This is a genomic window from Thioalkalivibrio sp. ALMg3 (assembly GCF_000381225.1).
Classification (GTDB): Bacteria; Pseudomonadota; Gammaproteobacteria; order Ectothiorhodospirales; family Ectothiorhodospiraceae; genus Thioalkalivibrio; species Thioalkalivibrio versutus.
Genome location: NZ_KB906221.1, coordinates 187729 through 210550, shown reverse-complemented (window position 1 = coordinate 210550; position 22822 = coordinate 187729). Strand labels below are relative to the sequence as shown.

The window sequence follows — 22822 nt, the reverse complement described above, 5'->3', positions numbered from 1 at the left end:
CGATGATGAAAGGTGGCATGGGTGGCCTGATGAAGCAGGCCCAGAAGATGCAGGAAGACATGCAGAAGGTGCAGGCCGAGCTGGCCGAGATGGAGATCGAGGGCCAGGCCGGCGGCGGGCTGGTCAGCGTGGTGTTGACCGGCAAGTACGCCGCGCGCCGCGTGAAGATCGACCCCAGCCTGTTCGACGATGATCGCGACATGCTCGAAGACCTGGTGGCCGCCGCGATCAACGATGCGGTGCAGAAGGTCGAGTCCACCACGCAGGAGCGCATGGGCAGCCTGACCGAGGGCATGGGCCTGCCGGCCGGCATGAAGCTGCCGTTCTGAACCGGCGGAGCGGGCGCGCCTGATGGAAGCGGAACTGGACGAGCTGGTCCAGGCGCTGCGCTGCCTCCCCGGGGTCGGGGCAAAGTCGGCGCGGCGTATGGCGCTGCACTTGCTGGAGCGCGACCGCGAGGGCGCGCGGCGCCTGTCGCGGGCGGTGGACGAGGCCGTGGCGCGCATCGGGCATTGCTCGGTATGCCGCACGCTGACCTCGGCCGAGACCTGTTCGCGCTGCGCGGACCCGGAGCGCGATTCGCGGGTGGTTTGCGTGGTAGAGAGCCCCGGCGACGTGCTGGCGATCGAGTCGGCCACGGATTTCGGCGGTCGCTTTCACGTTTTGCTGGGCCGGTTGTCGCCGCTGGACGGGATTGGCCCGGAGGAGCTGGGGCTCGACCGACTGGAGGCCCGCTTGCAGGCGGAGGGTGTGGAGGAGCTGATCCTGGCGACGAACACGTCGGTAGAGGGCGAGGTGACCGCGCATTACCTCGCGGAGATGGCCGCACGTCACGGGATTCGTACCACGCGTATCGCCCAGGGTATCCCCAGCGGCGGCGAGCTGGAGTACATCGATGCCGGCACCCTGGCGCATGCACTTTCGGGTCGGCGCGAATATTGATGCGTGGTAATATTTTGATACAGGAGTAGCGGCATGACGGATTGCGTGTTCTGCAAGATCGTGGCGGGCGAGATCCCGGCCCGGGTGGTGTTCGAGGACGACGCGGTGCTGGCCTTCGAGGATCTGAATCCGCAGGCGCCCGAACATGTGCTGGTGATCCCGAAAACGCACATTGCCACGCTGAACGATTTGAGCGCTGCGGAGGCCCCGGTGATCGGGCAGATGGCCCGGGCCGCGGCGGAGATCGCACGCGATCGCGGATTTGCGGAGAACGGTTATCGAACCGTGATGAATTGCAACGACCACGGTGGGCAAACGGTCTACCATATACACATGCATGTCCTCGCTGGGCGTGCACTGAGCTGGCCCCCCGGCTAGCGGCCAGGAACGACAACACGGATTGCTGGTGTGACGCGACAAGGATCGAACGGTGCAGCCCTGAAGCGGCCGCAGGCACAATGCCTGCGGCCGCTTCGTGCGCGCGCGTGGCGCTCGGGCTGGTTCGTGGCTTCGCTGGTGGTTGCGGGTCTCGCACTGGGCACGGGCGCTGCCAGCGCCGCCGACCGTTACTCGTTGGTTACGCCACCCCAGACCCAGGGGATCGGTGGGGCGGGGGTGACGTTGCGCGACGAGCCGGAAACGGGTCGCGACACCGAATCGCGCTACCGCCTGTCGGTGCGCAGTACCGGCGATGCCTCGGCCCTGGACGAGGCCGACAATGCCTTAGGCGGGACACGCCTGTTCGAGGCGGTGGGTGGCTATCACCAGGAACTGGGTGGGGGCTTCGGTTACGGCCTGAATCTTGGGGTGGGTATGGAGACGCGCCCGGACTGGAACGAACTCGGGCCGTCCGGTGAGTCCACCGCGTACTTCACCGATTTCAGCTTCGGGCCGACCTTCGCCTCCGGGCGTTTCGACAGCCAGTTCCGGGTGGGCGTGCGCCAGCCCCTGTCCAGCGAGGATCGGGATCTGGGCTTCGGCTACGGTGATCGCAGTCGCGAGACGGGCCGCACCGCCGGTTACCTGAGCCTGGATGGCCGCCTGCGTCTGCAGAACCAGTCCGAGCTGTCCCTGAGCCTGTACTACGACGACTATTCGCTGAACTCCGCGGATAACTGGCTGGCCGATCGCCTCGAGTTTGAAGGCGTGAGCCGCGAGCCGGCCTCCTCGGTCATCGGCGTCGAGATGGGCCTGACCTTCTGATCCCGGTCCCCCCGGCCGCGACACCTGCCACACGTTCCGCCGCAACTCTCACTGCACGCCACCGTGCGGGCTCTCCGAGTTCGTCTGGTGCAACCACGACGTACACGAAGGCACGAAGAAGGGCCGGAAAAGCGATTCACAGGGCATTGGGAGGTTGGAAGAAATCCCGACTGGAATTCTCTGACTCGCACGGATCGTTGCGGGGCGCCACCGAACACGCGGTTTCCAATGCCTTTCTTCGTCCAGGCTTCCCCTTCCCGTTAATCGCTTTGTAACCCTGGGTGTTCTTCGTGTGCTTCGTCGAGGAAAAGTTACCCGCGCGCGCGGTTCTGGGCGGGGATCTCGGCGGCGAGGGCGTGCCAGGCCTGCAGGCGTGCGGCGGGGAGTTCGCCGGCCTCGATCGCGGCCAGTACCGCACAACCGGGCTCGCTCTGGTGGCGGCAGTCACGGAAGCGGCATTGATCACCGCGCTCCGCGATGTCCGGGAAGCCGCGCTCCAGGGTGTCCAGGGACGGGATTTCGGGCGTGAAATCGCGCACGCCGGGCGAGTCAATCCAGGCGCCGCCGTTGGCCAGTGGAAACCACTGGGCGGTGACCGTGGTGTGGCGTCCCTCGCCGGAGGCGGCCAGGTCGCCAGTGGTTGGCGCGATCGCGTCGACGATCCCGTACTGATCGAGCAGCGCGGCGACCAGCGAGGACTTTCCGACACCGGACTGCCCGACCAGGATGTTGGTCTGGCCGGCCGCAGCCGCCGCCAGGTCGTCCAGTCCGAACCCGCTTTTGGCGCTGACGAATAGCGGATCCAGGTCCAGCTGGCGGTAGGCGTCCAGCCACTCGGGCCGGGCCGCGGGCCCCTCGTCCTGCTTGTTGATCAGCAGGCGGGGGCGGGCGGGCAGGTTGAGGATTGCCACCAGAAAGCGGTCGATCAGGTTGCGCGAGGGTGCCGGTTCCGGCGCGATCACAATCCACACGCAGTCGATATTGGCCGCGATGACCTTGCGCCGGCCGAAGCCGTCGCGGCGCACGAGCACGTTGTTGCGATCCAGCTGGCGGGTCACCTCGTCGCCGGTGGCATCCAGCTCGACCAGGTCGCCGCAGGCGAGGTCGCGGAAGCGGCGGTGCAGGCGTAACCGACGCGGGGCCGCGTCGGGCCCCGCGATGTCGGCCATCTGGTTGTGGCGGGCGAAGACCCGGGCGATCTGCGTCAAGCTCGTACTCGGCCGTGGCGGGAAGGGTTAGTCGAACAGGGCATCGACGCGCGCGGCACAGATAAAGTCATTCTCGCTCAGCCCGCCGATGGCATGGGTCGAGAACTCCACCGCACAGCGGTTGAAGCCGACCGCCATGTCGGGGTGATGATCCTCGCCATGCGCGATCCAGGCGACGGCGTTCACGAACGCCATGGTCTCGTGGAAGTTCTTGAACTTGAAGCTGCGCTGGATGCTCTTGCCGGTCTCGTCGATACCCCAGGCGTCGTGCAGCTGTCCCAGGGCGCGCTGGGCATCGTCCCGTGGCATCGGGTTGGTAAAGCCTTCGCAGGACTGGCAGTGCTTGGTCTTCAGATCAGTCATCGAACTGGTAGTACTCCGCGTTGAGGTAGGCGACCACGGCATTGACCTCGTCGTCGAACCAGTTGGTACCGAGATTCACATTGCAGTTGTTAACCTGGGCCACCAGTTCGTCGTGCGAGCCGACCATGCGGTTTGATCGCGTGTAGAGGTCGGAGCCATCGCCTCCGACCATGTCGGCGTGACAGCTGATGCAGTTGTCGCTGTGCAGCTCCTGTCCCATGCGGATGTCATCCGCCAGCGCGATGTTCGCGCCGCCAAGGCTCAGGGCCAGCGCGGCAGTGCCGGCGGCAATACGTGCGTGGGTATGTCGCATTGTTCCCTCCTGATCACGGGGGTTGGAGTCCGGGGCCACAGGCCCCGCAACCATGATGATAGACTCCTGCGGCATATGAAAGGGCCGTGGTCGTCACACGACGGCCTCCCCGCGAAGGAGTACGCGACATGGCCGTGAATGCCGAAAACCTGATCTGGATCGATCTCGAGATGACCGGTCTGGAGCCGCAAACCGACCGGATCCTGGAGGTGGCGACCATCGTCACCGACAAGGACCTTAACATCCTGGCCGAAGGGCCAGTCATTGCCCTGTACCAGCCGGCCGAGGTGCTGGAGGGGATGGATGAATGGAACCAGCGCACCCATGGAACATCGGGGCTGATCGAACGGGTGCGCAACAGCTCGTCGGACACCCGCGATGCGGAGCAGGCGACCCTGGAGTTCCTGGCGCAGTATGTGCCGAAGGGGGCCTCGCCGATGTGTGGCAATTCCATCTGCCAGGACCGGCGCTTCATGGCGCGCCTGATGCCGGAGTTGGAGCAGTACTTCCACTACCGCAATCTGGATGTCTCCACCTTGAAGGAGCTGGCGCGGCGCTGGGCCCCGGACGTGATCGCGCAGTTGCGCAAGAACGCGTCGCACCAGGCCATGCAGGATATCCGCGATTCGATCGACGAACTGCGCCTGTACCGCGAACGCTTCATCCAGCTCCCGCCCGCCTCGCAGAACTAGCCTCCCGTCCTTCCGGTCCCATGGCGCACTTGGGGTGTGTGTGCTGTGCTCGCCCTGGCTGGGTCCCGTTCGACATCTGGTGTTTCTGGTGGCCTCGGTGCGGCGCCGATCCCAGAAGGCTGGTCCCGGTTCATCGTCCGGTGTTTACGGTGGCTTCGTCTGGCCGCCTGCCAGGCGCTGACTCGCCAGCGCGCCGCGAGTTACTTCTTTGCTCGTGCAAAGAAGTAACCAAGAAACACGCCCGACTGCCGCGACCCCGGCCCGCTGTGCGGGCCGGGGTTTCCCTCGCTCCGAGGCTTTTCGCGGGCGGCGCTGAACTCGCTACGCTGCGCTTCGCTCAGACATCCAGCGCCCCGTGTCTATTTAGAATCGTCCCGCGAAAAGCCTCTCCACTCGGCGCGACGACAACGGGGAGGTAGGTCCAAACAACGGCTATCCCAACGTTACTACCAGTGGATGATGGCTAGTTGTTCGTACATCTTCGGCACGCTCGGCCTGTGGCCGTTGCGTGCCGCGCCCGCGCGGCGGGCGCCGGGGCTTTCCGGCGGCGATGCTTATGGTTAGGCGGAAGCGCGGGATACGGTCGGTTTTGACCTTCGCCTCCCGTATGGAGCCCCTCGCGGAGGGCGTGATGGGCCGGAAGAAGGCGCTGGATGTCTGAGCGGAGCCGGCAGGCGTAGCGAGTTCAGCGCCGCCGGCCCAGCGCGTCCGGAGCGAGGTTCCCGGGCGGAATCCGGGTGTCCTTCTTTGGGTCCTTTCTTGGACAAGCAAGAAAGTACCTCGGGGCGCGCTGGCGAGTCAGCGCCGGGCAGTATGCGGACCGAAAGCACGTAAACACCCAGCGATGAACCGGGACCAGCCACAACAAGGCAGGTGGCGGACCGGGGCACCGTAAACTCCGCAGGATGAACCAGGCCCGGCCCCAGGCGGTGAACGGCGCGCAGTAATCGCCGGGATCGCAACGCGAAAGCCGCGGGCTAGTCCAGGCGCAGGGAGTAGTCGATGGCGTGGAGGTGCTTGGTCAGCGCGCCGACCGAGATGTAGTCCACGCCGGTGGCGGCGATGGCCGCAAGGGTATCCGGTGTGACCCCGCCGGAGGCCTCGGAGATTGCGCGGCCGCGAATGCGCTGCACGGCCGTGGCCAGATCTGCCATCGACAGCTCGTCGAGCATGATCACGTCGGCCCCGGCGGCCAGGGCCTGATCGACCTCGTCGAGGTTCTCGGTCTCGACCTCTACCCAGCGCCCGGCGCCCAAGGTGCGGGCCTGTTCCACTGCGGCCGCGATGGAGCCGCAGGCGGCGATGTGGTTTTCCTTGATCAGCACGGCATCCCACAGGGCGAGGCGATGGTTGTGGCCGCCGCCGCAGCGCACGGCGTACTTCTGCCCGTGGCGCAGGCCCGGGAGGGTCTTGCGGGTATCGAGGATGCGGCTGTCGGTGCCCTCCAGGCGGGCGACCCAGCGGGCGGTCTCGGTGGCCGTTCCGGAGAGGGTCTGGAGCAGGTTGAGGGCCGCGCGTTCGGCCGCCAGAACGGCCCGTGCGGGGCCTTCCAGGGTGGCGATCACGCGCGGTGCGTCGTCCACTTCCACGTGGGTGCCTTCGGCTACCTGCCAGTCGATCCGGGTCTCCGGCGCGAGGCTGGCGAACACCCGGTCGAACCAGGGCTGGCCACAAACGATCGCGCTTTCCTTCAATAGCAGCGTGGCGCGCGCCACCCGTTCAGCCGGGACCAGGGCGGCGGTCAGGTCGCCGTCGACACCATCGGGGCCCAGATCCTCCGCGAGGGCGCCTTCGACCTCGCGCACCAGCATGGCCGCGTCCGGACGTGCGGGGCCCTGTGCGAACGGGTCGGATGGACCGCCCGCAAAGCTGTGCTCATCCCTCATGGCGATCCGGCATCGGGCGATGCGCCACGTAGTCGTCGCGCAGCTTCTTGACCAGGCCGGCCAGCAGGATCAGCGCGATCAGGTTGGGTGCGGCCATCAGGATGTTGGCGATGTCGGAGAAGTTCCAGACCACGCCCAGCGGGATGGTCGCGCCGATCACGATGAGGATGACGAACACGACGCGGTAGGGCATCACCGCGCGTTCGCCGAACAGGAAGTAGGCCGAGCGGTCGCCGTAGTAGGACCAGGCGATCATGGTGGAGAAGGCGAACAGCATCAGGCTGATGCCGACCACCATGGCGCCGAACGGGCCCAGCGTGGAGCTGAAGGCGGTGGCGGTCAGCGAGGCACCGACCACGTCGTCGGCGCGGTCGATATAAGCCCCGGTGACGACAATGGCCAGGCCGGTCAGGGTGCAGACCACGATGGTGTCGATGAACGGCTCGAGCATGGCCACCGAGCCCTCGCGCGGCGGGTCGCCGTTCTTGGCCGCGGCGTGCGCCATGGCCGAGGAGCCCAGGCCCGCCTCGTTGGAGAACATGCCGCGCGCGACGCCGTACTGAATGGCGAGGCCGATGGCACCGCCGCCGGCGGCCCATGGGTTGAGCGCGAGATTCAGGATGGTCCCGATCGCGGCCGGGACGGCCTCGATGTTGGCGGCAATCACCACGAAGGCGCCCAGCATGTAGATCACGGCCATGAACGGGACGATGGTCGAGGCGATCATGGCGATGCGCTTCACACCGCCGATGATCACCAGCGCCACCAGCACGGCCATGGTCAGGCCGATGATCAGGGCCATCCAGCCCATGATGTCGTCGTCGGCGCGCAGATCCGGCACGATGAAGGTCAGGCCGTCGACCACCGAGTTGGCCTGCACCATGTTGCCGATGCCGAACGAGGCGATCAGGGTGAAGACGGCGAACAGGATGGCCAGCTTCTTCATCTTGAGGCCGTGGAGCAGGGTAAACATTGGCCCGCCGGCGATGCTGCCGTCCGGGGCGATCTCGCGGTAGCGAACGGCCAGGGTGGTCTCGGCGAACTTGGTGGCCATGCCGAAGAAGGCCGTGACCCACATCCAGAACAGCGCCCCGGGGCCGCCCAGCGCGATGGCCGTGGCGACCCCGGCGATGTTCCCGGTACCGATGGTGCCGGACAGCGCGGTCGACAGCGCCTGGAATGGCGAGATCTGCCCGGTGCCGCCGCCGCGTCCATCCGCCCCGCGCAGGGCGCGCCAGCCCTCGCGGAATGCGACGACCTGGACCAGCCCCAGGCGAATGGTGAGGTAGAGCCCGGTGCCCAGCAGCAGGATCAGGGTGAGCGGGTTGCCCCAAAGCAGGCCGGCGGTGTCGCCGAGGAACTGGTCGATGGTGTCGAGCATCGGTGGGTCCTTGTGGTCCGGAGGGGCTTTGGCTGAAAACTCTACCGCGCACAACGGGTGTTGACGATAGCTTTTGTCGAACCCGGCCATTGGGCGCGTCTGTGGAACGCCGCGATGGACCCTGTTTCAATGGCGGCTTCGACTCTCAAGGACGACGCATGACCGAACCCTCTCCCGCCGTTTCCGAGCCGGATCACGGCAAACCGGTGCCCCGGATCTTCCTCGTCGGATCGCTGATCGCGCTGGCGGTCTTCATCTGGCTGGTCAGTCTGCTGTGGCCGATGCTGGAAGAACGCATTGCCGATCTGAGCACCCTGCAGATCGGCTTGCTGGCGAGTTTCGTCGCCGGTCTGATGACCGCGGTGGGGGCGATCCCGATCTTCTTCCTGCGCCGCATCAGCCAGTCGGTCGAGGATGCAATGATGGGCTTCGGCGCCGGGGTGATGCTGTCGGCCACGGCCTTCGAGCTGGTGCTCCCCTCGGTGGAGCAGGCGGAGGCGCAGTACGGCGGCGTGGGCATGGCCATTGTCGTACTGGCGGTGGGGATCGGGCTGGGTGGCGGTGCATTGCTGGCGCTGCACAAGCTGGTGCCGCACGAGCACTTCTTCATCGGGCCGCAAAGCGGGGCCGACCCACAGAAGATCCGCCGCGTCTGGTTGTTCATCTTTGCAATCGCACTGCACAACCTGCCGGAAGGCCTGGCGGTGGGGGTCGGCTTCGGCGGCGATGACGTGAGCGACGGGATCGCGCTGGCCATCGGGATCGGGCTGCAGAATATGCCCGAGGGGCTGGTGGTCGCCATCGCCCTGCTGTCGCTGGGCTACAGCAAGTGGGCGGCATTCGGGGTGACGTTGCTGACGGGCCTGGTGCAGCCGATCGGCGGACTGATCGGGGCCGGAGCGATCACGCTGATGGAGTTCCTGCTGCCCTGGGGGCTGGCGTTCGCGGCCGGAGCGATGCTGTTCGTGATCAGTCACGAGATCATCCCCGAGTCGCACCGCAAGGGCCACGAGGCCCAGGCCACGGTGGGGGTGCTGGTCGGCTTCGTCGTCCTGCTTGCGATCGACATGGCGTTGTAGGGCACCGCGCACAATGGTCGCCACTGGCACCGTCATTGCGAGGAGCCGAAGGCGACGCGGCACAAAAGCGCGCAGCGCGTTGAACGGCCGCAGGCCGGCCCGAAGGGCGAGCGCAGCGAGTAACCTCCGAAAGCTGGCAGAGCGTCAGCATCCGCTGGTTTCGTAAGGAGGTTGCTTCGTCGCTGCGCTCCTCGCAATGATGGGGCTTTCTGGATGTGTGAGGGGGCAGGCCGGGGCGTCGGAATAGTGGCGCGGCCCGTCCGGGCTTTCGCAGCGGGGGTATTTTGGTCTACAATTACTTTCGTCTGTGGGCGCCCGACAATGCCCGCACACCGTTCTGGAAGAGATCTGCGATCGCCAGTCGATTGGCAGACGCCGAAGGCGCAACATCCGCCCGGAATCGCTCAGGCTACAGGACCGGAACGGTGCAGGAGACACACTCTGGAGAGCGGCCGGAAACGGCCCACCGAAGGGGGCGGTCACGCAGTCCGACAACGGGCTGACGCGACGCAAACTCTCAGGTTTCAGGACAGAGGGGCGGCTGGCAGATTCATTCTGCCGGCCGCCCCTTTTTTTATGCCCGGAGCGCGGCGGCCGGGCCTCGCGGTTCCACCGGCGGATGCCGGCGAGCCGACCACGACACGCAAGCAAGGCGAGAACTAGATGACGACGTTGAAGACAACTCCGCTCCATGCCGCGCATCAGCGCGCGGGGGCCAAGCTGGTCGATTTCGCCGGTTGGGAGATGCCGCTGCATTACGGCTCCCAGATGGAGGAGCACAAGCGGGTGCGCGAATCCGCCGGCATGTTCGATGTCTCGCACATGCAGGTCGTGGATATCCACGGCCCGCAGGCCCAGGCCTTCCTGCGCTATCTGCTGGCCAACGACGTGGCCAAGCTGAAGACCGAGGGTCGCGCGCTGTACAGCTGCATGCTGAACGAGGCCGGCGGCGTGATCGACGACCTGATCATCTATTGGACCGGTGGCGATACCTACCGCGCCGTGGTCAATGCCGCCACCGCCGAGGGCGACATCGCTCACATGCAGGCGGTCGCGAAGGACTTTGACGTACACGTGGAGCCGCGCCCGGAGTTCGCCCTGATTGCGATTCAGGGGCCGCAGGCGGTGGAGAAGACCCTGCCGCTGTTGCCGGCCGATCTGCGCAATGCGGGGGATCTCAAGCCGTTTTCCGCGGTCTGGAATGACAAGTGGTTTGTCGCCCGCACGGGCTACACCGGCGAAGACGGCTTCGAGGTGATGCTGCCGGCGGAGGAGGCCGACGGTCTCTGGGAAAAGCTGAAGGATGCCGGCGTGCACCCCATCGGCCTCGGCGCGCGCGACACCCTGCGCCTGGAGGCCGGCATGAATCTCTACGGCACGGACATGGACGACCAGACCAATCCGCTGACCGCCAACCTGGGCTGGACCATCGCGCTGAAGGATGCCGAGCGGGACTTCATCGGCCGCGCGCCGATCGAGCAGTCGAAGGCCGAGGGCGTGAAGGAACGCATGGTGGGGCTGGTACTGGATGGTCGCGGGGTGCTGCGTGGCGGCACCCGCATCGAAACCGAGGCCGGCGACGGCGTGGTCACCTCCGGCAGTTTCGCGCCCAGTCTGGGCGTGTCGGTCGCGTTCGCGCGTATCCCGGCCGGGGTCGAGGCCGAGCAGCTGCACGCGGACATCCGCGGCCGCAAGCTGCCGGTGCGCGTGGTCAAGCCGGTGTTCGTCCGCAACGGCGAGCCGCAGATCGATCTGCCGAAAAACTGAAGCGAGGATTGCCTCATCCCGCGTGCACCGGACTACACTGCGCAGGCGGGATCTAACAAGCAAAAGGAAGATGTCATGAGCGAAGCACCGAAGGATCTGAAGTACACCAAAAGCCACGAGTGGGTGCGCAGCGAGGCCGACGGCAGCGTGACCGTGGGCATCACCGATCACGCGCAGGAACTGCTGGGTGATCTGGTGTTTGTCGAGGCCCCGGAAGCGGGCAGCACCATCGAGGCCGGCACGGCCTGCGCCACGGTGGAGTCGGTCAAGGCCGCCTCGGATATCTATGCGCCGATCTCCGGTGAGGTGACCGCGGTCAACGAGGACCTGGCCGACAGCCCCGAGAAGGTCAACGAGTCGCCCTTCGAGGATGGCTGGCTGTTCAAGGTGGAGCCGTCCGATGCCGGCCAGCTGGATGCGCTGATGGACGCGGATGCCTATGCCGCGCACGTCGAGGCGGAATCCTGAGCGTAGCCGCGTATCACCGGTCCCGGCCGCGTCCGGCCGGGACCCAACCGAACTTCGCCGCAATCGGCGAAAGCGAGACCTGACATGCCGTTTATCCCGCATACCGAAGAAGACATCCGTGCCATGCTCGACAGCATTGGCGCCGAATCCGTCGAGGACCTGTTCGACGAGATTCCCGCCGACCTGCGTGCGCCGCCACTCACGGGGATCCCCGAGGGCGAGAGCGAGATGGGCATCACCCGCCTGATGCAGGAGCGGGCTGCGAAGGACGGCATGCCATCGAATTTCATCGGGGCCGGTGCCTACGAGCACCACATCCCGGCCGCCGTGTGGCAGATCGCTACCCGCGGCGAGTTCTACAGCGCCTACACGCCGTACCAGGCGGAGGCCAGCCAGGGCACGCTGCAGCTGATCTACGAATACCAGACGATGATCAGCCGCCTGACCGGGATGGAGGTCTCCAACGCCTCCCTGTATGACGGGGCCTCCGCCCTGGCCGAGGCCGTGCTGATGGCGGTGCGCGTGAATCGCCGCTCCAAGGCCAAGCGGGTGCTGCTGCCGGGGGCGCTGCACCCGGACTATCGGAAGGTGGTGAAGACGCTGATCGGCAACCAGGGCATCGAACTGGTCGAACTGCCGTTCGACGAAACCACCGGCCAGACCCCGGTGGAGGTGCTGGCGCCGTATGCGGACGACGACGTCACCGCCATGGTGATCAGCCAGCCCAACTTCTTCGGCATCCTGGAGGACGTGGATGCCCTGACCGGGTGGGCCGAGGAACGCGGCATCCCGGTTATCGCCGTGGTGAACCCGGTCTCGCTGGCGCTGCTGAAGCCGCCGGGCGAGTGGGGCGCCAATGGCGTGGACATCGTGGTCGGCGAGGGCCAGCCGCTGGGTGCGCCGCTGTCGTCCGGCGGGCCGTACTACGGCTTCATGACCACGCTGAAAAAGCATATCCGGCAGATGCCGGGGCGCATTGTCGGCCGTGCCGAGGACGCCGACGGCAAGCCCGGTTTCGTGCTGACCCTGCAGGCGCGCGAGCAGCATATCCGCCGTTCCAAGGCGACCTCGAACATCTGCACCAACCAGGGACTGGTGGTGACGGCGTCGACGATCCATATGTCGCTGCTGGGTGACGAGGGCCTGACCCGCGTGGCCGAGGCCTGCTACGCCAACACCCATGCGCTGGTGGAAAAACTGGCCACCAAGGGCATCAAGCCGCGCTTTACCGGCGAGTACTTCCACGAAGTCGCGCTGGACTTCGGCGGCGATGCCGCGACCCGCGTGCAGACCATGGCCGATGCCGGCGTGCTGGCGGGCCTCGAGCTGAGCCGGGACTATCCGCAGCTGGATGGCTGCGTGCTCGCCTGCGCCACCGAGACCAAGACCGAATCCGACCTGGAGCAGTACGTGACCACTTGGGAGCAGGCCGCCTGAGGCGGTTATCGGCTTCCCACGGTCAACGACACCAAGCGCCATACACATCAAGCCGGGAGGCAACCATGGCCGAAATCAAGCTGCAAGGTAATCCGATCAACACCAACGGCGATCTGCCGCACGTGGGCTCGCCGGCCCCGGACTTCAAGCTGACCAACAAGGATCTGCAGGATGTCTCGCTGGCCGACTTCGGCGACAAGCGCAAGCTGATCTCCATCGTGCCCAGCCTGGATACCCCGGTCTGCGCCGACTCCACCAAGAAGTTCAACGAGATGGTCGCCAGCCGTCCGGATCTCGAGATCCTGATCGTCTCCGCCGACCTGCCGTTCGCGATGAGCCGCTTCTGCGCTGCCGAGAACCTGGAACGCGTGACCGTGCTGTCGATGATGCGTGATCGCGATTTCGCCAAGGACTACGGCGTGCTGATCCAGGACGGCCCGCTGGCCGGGATCACCGCGCGCGGTGTGGTCGTGCTGGATACCGACAACCTGGTGATGCACGCCCAGCTGGTCTCCGAGATCGGCGACGAGCCGGATTACGACGCCGCGTTCGCGGCCCTGGATGATCGGGCCAACCTGAGCCCGACCCAGTAATCGGCCGGACTCCCTCCGTGCCGCCGGTGGCCGGGCCTGTGCCCGGTCGCCGTCACCCGAATACGCAAGCGAGAAACCGCTATGAGCACCACTGAAGCCAATCTGATCTTCGAACGTTCCCGCGCCGGCCGCTCGGCCGTGGCCCAGGCGCCGCGCGACCACGCCGCGACCCGCATCCCGGCGAACCTGCAGCGCAAGTCCGCCCCGGGTCTGCCGGCGGCCTCGGAACTGGACGTGGTGCGGCACTACACGCGGTTGTCGCAGAAGAACTTCTCCATCGACACCGAGTTCTACCCACTGGGCTCGTGCACGATGAAGTACAACCCGCGCGCCTGTAACAGCCTGGCGATGCTTCCGGGGTTCCTGAACCGGCATCCGCTTGCTCCGGCCAGCCACAGCCAGGGCTTCCTGCAGACGATGTTCGAGCTGCAGGAGATGCTGAAGGAAGTGACCGGCATGAAGGCCGTGTCGCTGGCGCCGATGGCGGGTGCCCAGGGCGAGTACACCGGTGTGGCCATGATCCGCGCCTACCACGATTCCCGCGGCGATACCGAGCGCCGCGAGATCATCGTGCCGGATGCCGCCCACGGTACCAACCCGGCGACCGCGATCATGTGTGGCTACGAGGTGCGCGAGATCCCCACCGACGATACCGGTGACGTGGATATCGAGGCCCTGAAGGCCGCCGTGGGTCCGCACACCGCCGGGATCATGCTGACCAATCCGTCCACCGTGGGCGTGTTCGAACGGCGCATCAAGCAGATTGCCGGCATCGTGCACGAGGCCGGCGGCTTGCTGTACTACGACGGCGCCAACCTGAACGCGATCCTCGGCAAGGTGCGCCCGGGCGACATGGGCTTCGACGTGATCCACATGAACCTGCACAAGACCTTCTCCACGCCGCATGGTGGCGGTGGACCGGGTTCCGGTGCCGTGGGCGTGGCCGAACGGCTGCTGCCGTTCATGCCGATCCCGCACGTTGTCGAGGCGGAGCAGGGCGGCTACCGCTTTGCCGAGGAGTCCGATCGTCCGCAGAGCATCGGGCGCCTGTCCGCGTTTGCCGGGAACGCCGGTGTGCTCCTGCGGGCCTATATCTACATGCGCATGCTGGGGCGCGAGGGCATGGTGCGGGTCTCCGAATTCTCGACCCTGAATGCCAACTACCTGGCGCGCGAACTGGCCGCAGCCGGGTTCGACCTGGCCTATCCCAAGCGCCGTGCCACCCACGAGTTCATCGTGACCATGAAGAAGCAGGCCAAGGAACGTGGACTGACTGCGGGCGATGTGGCCAAGCGCCTGCTCGACCACGGCTACCATGCGCCGACCACCTACTTCCCGCTGCTGGTGCCGGAGTGCCTGCTGGTGGAGCCGACCGAGACCGAGTCGAAAGAGACCCTGGACGGCTTTGTCGAGGCGATGGCCTGCATCCTGGCCGAGTCGGAGAACGACATGGAAACGATCAAGAGCGCGCCACACACGCTACCGAACCGGCGCTTCAACGAAGTGGCCGCCGCCAAGGCGCTGGATGTCGTGTTCCAGCCCGCCGAGGACGGGGACGCCAGCGCGCCGCGCACCGGTACGCACGGCTGACGGGATTCCCGGGGCCGGCCCCGGGCTTCCTGGTTCGTTCGGAAACGCCCCCGCTTGTCGGGGGCGTTTCCGTTTTGCAGGGCAGTAAACGCCTTTTTGTGGGGTCAAGCGGAAACCAGACTCGTCATCTGGTAGTTTTCTGGATTCAGTCTATCAATCCACTGCCAGGTCCGAGGGCAGAAGACACGCCGGGCGTGTCTTTCACGAAGTCTCCGAAAAGAGAGACACAGACGGGCAAGGAACCCGATGAGCGAGATTTGTGCCATCCACGGCTATGCGGCGCTGTTCGAGCATGCGCCGGTGGGGCTGGCCGAGATGGATACCGAGGGGCGCATCCTGCGCGCCAATCCCCACCTGGGCGCCTTGCTGGCCTGCGATCCGGCGGATCTGACCGACGCGATCCTGCAAGACTACGTGTGCCCGGACGACCGGGAGCGTTGCGCGGCGCGGCGTCACGCCCTGCTGAACGGGGATTGCAGCACCAGCAGCTTCGAGGCGCGTCTGCTGGATGCCACCGGCCAGACGCGCTGGGTGGAAATGACCACGAGCCGAATCCCGGCCACCGAGGACTGTCCCGAGGCCCTGCTCGTGGCGGTCGCCGATATCGCCGTGCGCAAGGAGACGGAGCAGCGTACCGAGACCCTGCTGCGTGCCAGTCCCGCGGTGATCTACACCATGGACCCGTCGGACTTCGGCACCATGACCTGGCTCAGCCGCAACGTGCAGGCGGTCACTGGCTGGGCACCGGAACAGATCACGACCCAGCCGGACTGGCTGCGGACCCATCTGGCTCCCGAGGATTTTCGTCGCTCTGTCGGCCAGGTGAAGCGCTGGCTGGCCGAGGGCGCGCGCGGATTCTGTCGTCTGAGCTATCGCCAGCGCATGCCCAGCGGGCACTGGCAATGGCTGGAGGATCAGGTTACCGCGATCCGCGACGGTCAGGGCGCGGTCGTTGAACTGGTGGGGGCCTTCCAGGACGTGGGGGCGCGGGTGGAGACCGAGCGCCATCTGGAAAAGATTGCGCACAACATGCCCGGGGTGATCTACCAGTACCGCCAGCACCCGGATGGCCGGGCGTCGTTCCCGTATGCCAGTGAGGGCATGGTCGATGTGTACGGCGTGACGCCCGAGGCCGTAATGCTCGATGCCCGCCGCGTCTTCGACGTGATCCACCCGGATGATGTTGATCGGGTCGCCGCCAGTATCGAGGCCTCCATGCGCTGCCTGGAATCGTGGCGTCAGCGCTATCGCGTGCGCCACCCCGAGCGCGGCGAGATCTGGGTGGAAGGGCACGCCAGTCCCGAGGCACTGGAGGATGGCAGTGTGCTCTGGTTCGGGGTGATCCTGGACATCACCGAACGGGTGCAAGCCGAAGAGGTCCTGCATCTGCGCGAGCGCGAGTTGGCCGAGGCCCAGCGCATCGCGCATATCGGCAACTGGGTGTCGGATTTTGTCCGCAACGAGGTTCGCTGGTCGGACGAGGTCTTCCGGATTTTCGGGATGTCCCGCGGTGAATGGGGCGGGACGCACGAGGCCTTTATGCATGCGGCGCATCCGGACGATCGCGAACGGGTCCAGGCCGAGGTGGATGCCTCTCTGGGTGGGGACGGGGCGCTTGATATCGTGCACCGGGTTCTGCGCCCGGACGGCGAAGAGCGCGTGGTGCACGAACGCGGTTATGTAGAGTTCGATGCCGACGGACGCGTCCAGCGGATGATCGGCACGGTCCAGGACATCACCGAACGCCATCATCTGGAGCAGGAGCAGCGTCTGCTGGCGGCGACCTTCGACAGCAGTCAGGCCATCTTCATCACCGATGTCGAGGGTACGATCCAGCGCGTCAATGCGGCCTTTACCGAGCTCACGGGATTCACCGAGGAAGACGCGGTGGGCCAGAATCCGCGCATCATGAATTCGGGCCGTCAGGACCGCGGCTTTTATGAGGAGATGTTCCAGTCCGTGCGTGCAAACGGCCACTGGTCCGGCGAGGTGTGGAACCGGCGCAAGGATGGCCGGATCTTTCCGCTGCACGAGATCGTGACCGCGATCCGGGATGCCAGCGGTGTGATCGAGTACTACATCGCCATGTTCCACGACATCTCGCGGCAGAAGGAGCTGGAGGCTGCGCTGGAATATCAGGCCTTCTACGACACGCTGACCGATGCCGCCAATCGGGGCCATTTCGAGGCATTGCTGGAGCAGGAGGCCCGGCGGGCGGAGCGCTATGCGGACCCCTGTTCGCTGGTGATGCTGGACCTGGACCACTTCAAGCGGATCAACGACACCCATGGCCACGACATCGGCGACGAGGTCCTGCGCCGGGTGGTGGCGACGGCCGGCGAACGCCTGCGCCAGTCCGATGTGCTGGGTCGTTGGGGCGGCGAGGAATTCATGGTCATGCTGCCCAGTACCCGGGCCGAAGATGCCTGCCGCCTGGCCGAGGATCTGCGCCGGCAGGTGGCCGCGCTGGATCTGCCCCGGGTCGGGCGGGTGACCATCAGTCTGGGGGTGGCCGAGTGTCGTCGTGGCGAGGCGATCAAGGACTGGATCAAGCGCGCGGACGATGCGATGTACCGGGCCAAGCGCTCGGGGCGCAATCGGGTCGTATGGCAGGATTGACGGCCACGGCCAACCGGCTGAGGGAGACTTGATGGATCCTGCGGAGCATGCAGGCGCGGGCTTGTTCCACCGGGCCGCCGTGGGGTTGGTGTTTCTGGAGGCCAGCGGTCGCATCCGTGCGGCCAATGCGCGCCTGGCAGAATGGCTGGGCTGCGCGGCGGACGACCTCCATGGTGTGCGGCTGGCCGATTGTGTGCCGCAGGGGCAGCACAAGGCGTTGATGGACGCCCTCGCGCGCTCCGGTTCGGCCGAAGTGACTCTGGAGCTTTCATTCAGGGCGCCGCACGTGGAGGACGCGACGGCGGTTGCCTGCACGCTGGTGCTGGCGCCCGACCCGGACGGGCGGCTTGCCACCATCCAGCGCCGGGCGCCGGGCGATTCGGCCGCCCAGGTCTACGAACAGACCTTTACCGCCAATGCCGCCCCGAAGCTGCTGATCAACCCGGAGGATGGCGGGATCGTCGATGTCAACCCGGCCGCGGTGGCGTTCTACGGCTATTCGGCCGAGAAGCTGAAGCGCATGCACATCCAGGACATCAATACCCTTTCGGCGGACGAGGTGCATGCGGAGATGGAGCGGGCGGCCCGCGAGGAACGCCGCTTCTTCCGCTTCCGCCACCGCATTTGCGGGGGCGAGATTCGTGATGTCGAGGTGTACTCCGGCCCAGTGGTGCTGGACGGGCACCGATACCTCTACTCGATCATTCACGACGTGTCGGAGACCCGGCGCTACGAACACGAGCTGGAGTTCTACGGCGTGGCCTTCGGTCGCCTCCCGGTGGGGGTCTACCGCAACACCCCGGGGCCGGAGGGCCGCTTTGTCCGTCTCAATCCGGCCATGGTGGAGCTGTTCGAGGCCGCCAACGAGATCGAACTGCGCTCGACGCCGGTCCGCGAGCTCTACCGCGATCCGCTCGAGCGCGACGCGTTCAGTCGCGATCTCGAGACCTATGGGCGGGTGATCGGTCGCGAAGTGGATCTGAGGACCCTGCGGGGACGGCCCTTCCGTGCCCGGATCACCGCCTATCGGACCGAGGATGCGGATGGCCGGTTCGTGTTCGATGGGGTGATCGAGGATGTCACCGAGCTGCGGGCGGCCGAGGCCTTCCAGACGCGTCTGCTGGGCAGCCTGGCCGAAGGGGTTTTTGGCCTGGATCGCTATGGCCGCTATACCTTCCTGAACCCGGCGGCCTGCCGCCTGCTCGGTTTCGAGAGCGAAGGCGATGCCCTCGGGCGGGACGCGCATTCGACCAACCATCACACCCTGGTGGACGGGACGCCCTATCCGTCCGAGGCCTGTCCGATCTACCGCGTCCTCGAGACCGGCAAACCGCTGGAGGCCTGGGACGATCACTTCGCGCGGGCCGACGGGACCTTGTTTCCGGTGAGCGTCTTTACCGCACCCACGTTCGACATGTCCGGGCGGGTCGACGGCGCCGTGGTCTCGTTCCAGGACCAGACCGCCCGGCATGAGCGCGAGGCGCGTCTGACCAAGGCAACCAGCCACCTGCCCGGGGCGATCTACCAGTATCGGTTGTATCCGGACGGGCGGCATGCCTTCCCGTTCGTCAGCGAAGGCGTCCAGCGGGTGTACGGGCTGTCCCCTGACCAGATCCAGGAGGATGCCGATGCGGCCTTCGCCCGGGTGAACCCCGAGGATCTTCCGCGGATCCAGGTCAGCATCCAGGAGTCGGCGCGCTCGCTGGGGCCCTGGCAGGTGCGTTTCCGCGTCCGCCATCCGTTACGTGGGACGGTCTGGGTCGAGGGCCGCGCGACGCCGCAAGTCCTGCGAACGGACGGCAGCATCGTCTGGCACGGGGTGATGATCGACATTACCGAGCAAGTGGCGATGGAGGGGGCCCTGCGCGAGCGTGGCGAGGAACTGGCCGCGGCGCAGCGCATCGCGCACGTGGGGAGCTGGGTCTGGACGATCCAGGAGGATCGCACGCGCTGGTCGGACGAGGTCTATCGTATCTTCGGCCTGCGGCGGGAGGATTGGGAGGCGAACTATGCGGGCTTCTTGCAGGCCGTGCACCCGGACGACCGGGACCGCGTGGCCGCCACGGTGGAGTCGGCGCTGGAGACCGGGGAGTACGACATTCATTTCCGGGTCCTGCGGCCCGATGGCCGTGAGCGCGTGGTCCACACGCGCGGCGCGGTCGAGCGCGATGCCGGCGGCAAGCCCCGACGCCTGATCGGGACGGTGCAGGACGTGACCGACCGCCGCGCGCTGGAGGAGAACCTGCGCCGGCTGGTCGGCATCCTGGAGTTCACCCCCGATGTGGTCGGCATGCACGGGCCGGACGGGAACATGCTGTTCCTGAATGCGGGCGGGCGTGCATTGTTCGGTCTGCCACCGGCCTCCGGAGAGCCGTGGGACCCCGAAACCGGCTGGAATACACGAAGCCTGCCGACGGAGGTGGATTCCCTGGAGACCACGGTCCGGCGGTTCCATCCGCCCTGGGCCGCGGACCATATCCTGCAGGAGGCGGTCCCGGTGGCGATGCGCGAGGGCATCTGGCAGGGCGAGACTGTCGTGCTGGATGGCGAAGGCCACGAAGTGCCGGTGTCCCAGGTCATCATGGTTCGCCACGATGGCCAGGGGCAGGTGCGGCAAATCTCGACCATCCTGCGTGATCTCTCGCAACGCAAGGCCGTGGAAGAGGCCCTGCGCGAGAGCGAGGCGCGTTTCCGCCAGCTGGCCGGGTCCGTGAACGAGGTCTTCTGGCTGCAGGACGAGCATTCGATTTTGTACGTCAATCCGGCCTACGAACGGGTCTGGGGGTACAGCCGCGAGCACCTGTACCGCGACCGGACCGAGATGCTGGAGGCCGTGCATCCGGAGGACCGTGCCCGGGTGGAGGCGGTGTTTCTTTCCGGGGCTTTCGGGGACGGAACGGCCGACGAGACCTTTCGAATTCTGCGCCCGGACGGGGAGCAGCGCTGGGTTCGGGTCCGCCGTTACCCGATTGCGGACACAGAGGGTCGGGTGACCCGGGTGGCCGGAACGGCGGTCGACATCACCGCGCTGAAGGCCACCCAGCAAGAGCTGGAACGCAACCAGGCGGAACTCGAGCGTCAGGCCTTCTATGACCGACTGACCGGTGTTGCGAATCGGCGCTATTTCGAAAGCCTGCTGGATCGCGAAGTCGAGCGCGCCGAACGCTACGGACAGGGGTTCTCGCTGGTGATGTTCGACCTCGATCACTTCAAGAAGGTCAACGACACCTATGGTCATGCCGCCGGGGATGTGGTGTTGCAGGAGGTGACCCGCGTGGCGGGCGAACGCCTGCGTGGCGCGGATGTGCTCGGGCGCTGGGGGGGCGAGGAGTTCATGGTCCTGCTTCCGGGCGACCCGGCGGAGGCCGGCGCACGGGTGGCGGAGTTGATCCGGGCGCGGGTGGCCGGGCATGCCTTCCCGGGCGTAGGCAGGGTCACGGTCAGCCTCGGGGTGGCGGCGTTTCACCCCGGCGAGCCCCGCGGTGAGCTGCTGCGGCGGGTCGACGAGGCGCTCTACCGCGCCAAGCGCGAGGGCCGCAACCGGGTGGCCGTGGCGCCGCCGCCCGCCGCATGACGGGGCGCACCGAGGGGAATCCGGGTGGCGCATAGTGGCCGACGCGGTCTGGGCCGGGTGCTGCATGCCTTCGGGTATTCCTGGCGCGGGCTGCGCGAGGCGTATCAGCACGAGTCGGCGTTTCGTCAGGAGCTGGCGTTGCTCGCGGTATTGCTGCCGCTGGCGATCTGGTTGGGCGAGAGCGGGGTGGAGCGGGCTCTGCTGGCCGGCAGTGCCTTGTTGATCCTGGTGGTGGAACTGCTGAACTCGGCGGTGGAGGCGGCAATCGACCGGTTTGGCGACGAACGCCATCCGCTGTCGGCGCGCGCCAAGGACATGGCCTCGGCCGCGGTGCTGGTCAGCTTCCTCCTGGCGGCGCTGGTGTGGGGGCTGATCCTGCTCTGACCGCGGTGGGCATCCGGGCCTTTTCCCTTCGGTTACCCCGGCCGAAGCGAAGCGCAGAGCCGGGATATCCGGCTTCGGGGGCTGTCCCGGCGTGGGAGATCCCGGATAACCGCTACGCGGTTTCCGGGGTGACGGCACAGGAAGGTGGGGCGGCGATGCGCGGCGTCCGGAGGTGGGGCCGCGTGTCCGTCAGGAGCCGTTATGTGCCATGCAGTCGGTGAAGCCGTCCGCCATACCCTGCATCAGCAGGAACCAGGCATCGGGGCCAGGCTCCAGCTCCGCGCCGATTGGATCGAGCATGCCGAGCCGGGTGCCGGTACCCTCGGCCACGGTTTCCGCCAGCGCCGGGCGAAACTGCGGTTCGGTGAACAGGCAGGCGACATCGCCCTGTGCCAGACGGCCGCGTAGTTCGGACAGCCGGCGGGCCCCGGGCATGCGCGAGGGATCGACGCTGATGGAGCCGGCCGCGTTCAGGCCATAGTGCTGCTCGAAGTACTGGTAGGCGTCGTGAAACACCATGAAGCGCTGGTCGCGTACCGGCGCCAGTTGCTCGGCGATCCTGGCGTCCATCTCGTCGATGCGCTGGAGCAGGCCGTCCCGGTTGTCCCGGATCGTTGCGGCCTGTTCCGGATCGAGTTCCGCGAGGCGCTCCGCAAGCTGTTCGACGATGGCCCGTGCGACGCCCGGCGACAGCCACAGGTGGCTGTCGTAATCGCCATGTGCATGCCCGTGCCCGTCGTCATGCGCGGCGTGTCCATGATTATCCGAGCCGTGAGCATCGTGGTCGTGCGCGTCATGGTCGTGTGCGTGGTCCGCGTGTCCGTTGTGATCGTCGTGGGCATGATGGTCATGTCCATGATCGCCGTGATCGCCGTGATCGTCATGCCCATGGCCGCCATCGTCGCCGTGGTCATGATGGCCTTCCCATACGCCCCCGGTGCGGCCCTCCAGAAGATCGAGCTCGAGGTCGTGCATCAGGCTGATGACCGTCGCGCGGTCGGCGATCCCGTGCAGCGAGCGCTCCAGAAAGCCCTCGAGCTCCGGACCGACCCAGACCACCAGGTCGGCCTGCTGCAGGCGCCGTGCCTCGGAGGGACGCATGGAATAGCCGTGGGGCGATGCGCTGGCCGGCACCAGCAGTTCCACCTCGTGGGTGTCGCCGGCCAGCGCGGCAACCAGGCTGTGAATCGGTAGAATCGATGCGACGATGCGCGGGCTGTCGGCCTGCGCGGGCATGGCCACCGTCACCAGAAACGCCAGGGCCAGGAGCAGGGCGAGGAAGGTCGGGCGGCGGGCAGCAGAGCGCATGGGCGGATTCTCCAT

20 protein-coding genes, 1 pseudogene and 2 riboswitches are annotated in these 22822 nt (G+C 66.7%); of the genes and pseudogenes, 15 read left to right on the top strand and 6 right to left on the bottom strand.

The window, feature by feature from the left end; all coding sequences use genetic code 11:
* Positions 1–2 precede the first annotated feature (2 nt).
* Genes F622_RS0104875 through F622_RS0104860 form a run of 4 tightly spaced genes read left to right on the top strand, consistent with a single transcriptional unit; the run spans position 3 to position 2145 of the window.
* Complete coding sequence (locus F622_RS0104875) at positions 3–329, top strand: YbaB/EbfC family nucleoid-associated protein (protein ID WP_018146146.1); 327 nt, start codon at positions 3–5, stop codon at positions 327–329.
* 22 nt (positions 330–351) lie between these two features.
* On the top strand, positions 352–942 hold the full coding sequence (gene recR, locus F622_RS0104870; RefSeq protein ID WP_018146145.1) for a recombination mediator RecR: 591 nt from the start codon (positions 352–354) through the stop codon (positions 940–942).
* A 33-nt stretch (positions 943–975) separates the two neighbouring features.
* Positions 976–1320 (top strand): histidine triad nucleotide-binding protein, encoded by a 345-nt coding sequence (locus tag F622_RS0104865; protein ID WP_018169363.1) that lies wholly within the window; start codon positions 976–978, stop codon positions 1318–1320.
* Positions 1321–1350: 30 nt separating this feature from the next.
* Positions 1351–2145: a hypothetical protein gene (locus F622_RS0104860; RefSeq protein WP_019571447.1), complete on the top strand. Its 795-nt coding sequence runs from the start codon at positions 1351–1353 to the stop codon at positions 2143–2145.
* 311 nt (positions 2146–2456) lie between these two features.
* On the opposite strand, the gene rsgA is transcribed toward F622_RS0104860, so the two are convergent.
* The 3 genes from rsgA to F622_RS0104845 are packed head-to-tail and all read right to left on the bottom strand — an operon-like array spanning position 2457 to position 4029.
* Positions 2457–3353 (bottom strand): ribosome small subunit-dependent GTPase A, encoded by an 897-nt coding sequence (rsgA, locus tag F622_RS0104855; protein WP_018176408.1) that lies wholly within the window; start codon positions 3351–3353, stop codon positions 2457–2459.
* Positions 3354–3380: 27 nt separating this feature from the next.
* A complete protein-coding gene (locus F622_RS0104850) occupies positions 3381–3716 on the bottom strand; it encodes a 4a-hydroxytetrahydrobiopterin dehydratase (RefSeq protein WP_018169366.1) in 336 nt (111 codons plus the stop codon).
* The gene (locus tag F622_RS0104845; protein ID WP_019571446.1) at positions 3709–4029 is read right to left on the bottom strand and encodes a cytochrome c; all 321 of its coding nucleotides are present in this window, start codon (positions 4027–4029) and stop codon (positions 3709–3711) included. The genes F622_RS0104850 and F622_RS0104845 overlap by 8 nt, the downstream gene beginning before the upstream one ends.
* A gap of 128 nt (positions 4030–4157) precedes the next feature.
* Here F622_RS0104845 and orn point away from each other — a divergent pair, with 128 nt between their 5' ends.
* The gene (orn, locus tag F622_RS0104840; RefSeq protein ID WP_018951159.1) at positions 4158–4721 is read left to right on the top strand and encodes an oligoribonuclease; all 564 of its coding nucleotides are present in this window, start codon (positions 4158–4160) and stop codon (positions 4719–4721) included.
* A gap of 456 nt (positions 4722–5177) precedes the next feature.
* A pseudogene (locus F622_RS14280) lies at positions 5178–5382 on the top strand (hypothetical protein).
* A gap of 316 nt (positions 5383–5698) precedes the next feature.
* On the opposite strand, the gene nadC reads toward F622_RS14280, so the two are convergent.
* Positions 5699–6532: a carboxylating nicotinate-nucleotide diphosphorylase gene (nadC, locus tag F622_RS0104830; RefSeq protein WP_019571444.1), complete on the bottom strand. Its 834-nt coding sequence runs from the start codon at positions 6530–6532 to the stop codon at positions 5699–5701.
* 64 nt (positions 6533–6596) lie between these two features.
* Positions 6597–7988, bottom strand: coding sequence for a sodium:alanine symporter family protein (locus F622_RS0104825; RefSeq protein WP_019571443.1), 1392 nt, complete (start codon positions 7986–7988; stop codon positions 6597–6599).
* Between the two features lie 158 nt (positions 7989–8146).
* Between F622_RS0104825 and F622_RS0104820 the strand changes: the two genes are divergently transcribed.
* From F622_RS0104820 to F622_RS0104780, 9 genes are all read left to right on the top strand, one after another.
* A complete protein-coding gene (locus F622_RS0104820; protein ID WP_018951160.1) occupies positions 8147–9067 on the top strand; it encodes a ZIP family metal transporter in 921 nt (306 codons plus the stop codon).
* Positions 9068–9395: 328 nt separating this feature from the next.
* Positions 9396–9497, top strand: a riboswitch (glycine riboswitch).
* 1 nt (position 9498) lies between these two features.
* Positions 9499–9610: riboswitch (glycine riboswitch) on the top strand.
* A gap of 120 nt (positions 9611–9730) precedes the next feature.
* Positions 9731–10834 carry a glycine cleavage system aminomethyltransferase GcvT gene (gene gcvT, locus F622_RS0104815; protein WP_019571442.1) on the top strand — a complete coding sequence of 368 codons (1104 nt, stop codon included), beginning with the start codon at positions 9731–9733 and terminating at the stop codon, positions 10832–10834.
* Positions 10835–10909: 75 nt separating this feature from the next.
* Positions 10910–11302 carry a glycine cleavage system protein GcvH gene (gcvH, locus tag F622_RS0104810; RefSeq protein ID WP_018176402.1) on the top strand — a complete coding sequence of 131 codons (393 nt, stop codon included), beginning with the start codon at positions 10910–10912 and terminating at the stop codon, positions 11300–11302.
* 84 nt (positions 11303–11386) lie between these two features.
* Positions 11387–12739, top strand: coding sequence for an aminomethyl-transferring glycine dehydrogenase subunit GcvPA (gcvPA, locus tag F622_RS0104805; RefSeq protein ID WP_019568490.1), 1353 nt, complete (start codon positions 11387–11389; stop codon positions 12737–12739).
* 65 nt (positions 12740–12804) lie between these two features.
* A complete protein-coding gene (gene tpx, locus F622_RS0104800; RefSeq protein WP_018951163.1) occupies positions 12805–13332 on the top strand; it encodes a thiol peroxidase in 528 nt (175 codons plus the stop codon).
* A gap of 81 nt (positions 13333–13413) precedes the next feature.
* Positions 13414–14922 carry an aminomethyl-transferring glycine dehydrogenase subunit GcvPB gene (gene gcvPB, locus F622_RS0104795; RefSeq protein ID WP_018951164.1) on the top strand — a complete coding sequence of 503 codons (1509 nt, stop codon included), beginning with the start codon at positions 13414–13416 and terminating at the stop codon, positions 14920–14922.
* A 246-nt stretch (positions 14923–15168) separates the two neighbouring features.
* Positions 15169–17541, top strand: a complete 2373-nt coding sequence (locus F622_RS0104790; protein ID WP_019571441.1) for a PAS domain S-box protein — start codon at positions 15169–15171, stop codon at positions 17539–17541.
* A 31-nt stretch (positions 17542–17572) separates the two neighbouring features.
* Positions 17573–21115 (top strand): PAS domain S-box protein, encoded by a 3543-nt coding sequence (locus tag F622_RS0104785; protein WP_019571440.1) that lies wholly within the window; start codon positions 17573–17575, stop codon positions 21113–21115.
* Between the two features lie 24 nt (positions 21116–21139).
* Positions 21140–21499, top strand: coding sequence for a diacylglycerol kinase (locus F622_RS0104780; RefSeq protein WP_018176397.1), 360 nt, complete (start codon positions 21140–21142; stop codon positions 21497–21499).
* Positions 21500–21688: 189 nt separating this feature from the next.
* On the opposite strand, the gene F622_RS0104775 is transcribed toward F622_RS0104780, so the two are convergent.
* Complete coding sequence (locus F622_RS0104775) at positions 21689–22807, bottom strand: zinc ABC transporter substrate-binding protein ZnuA (RefSeq protein WP_019571439.1); 1119 nt, start codon at positions 22805–22807, stop codon at positions 21689–21691.
* Between the last annotated feature and the right edge of the window lie 15 nt (positions 22808–22822).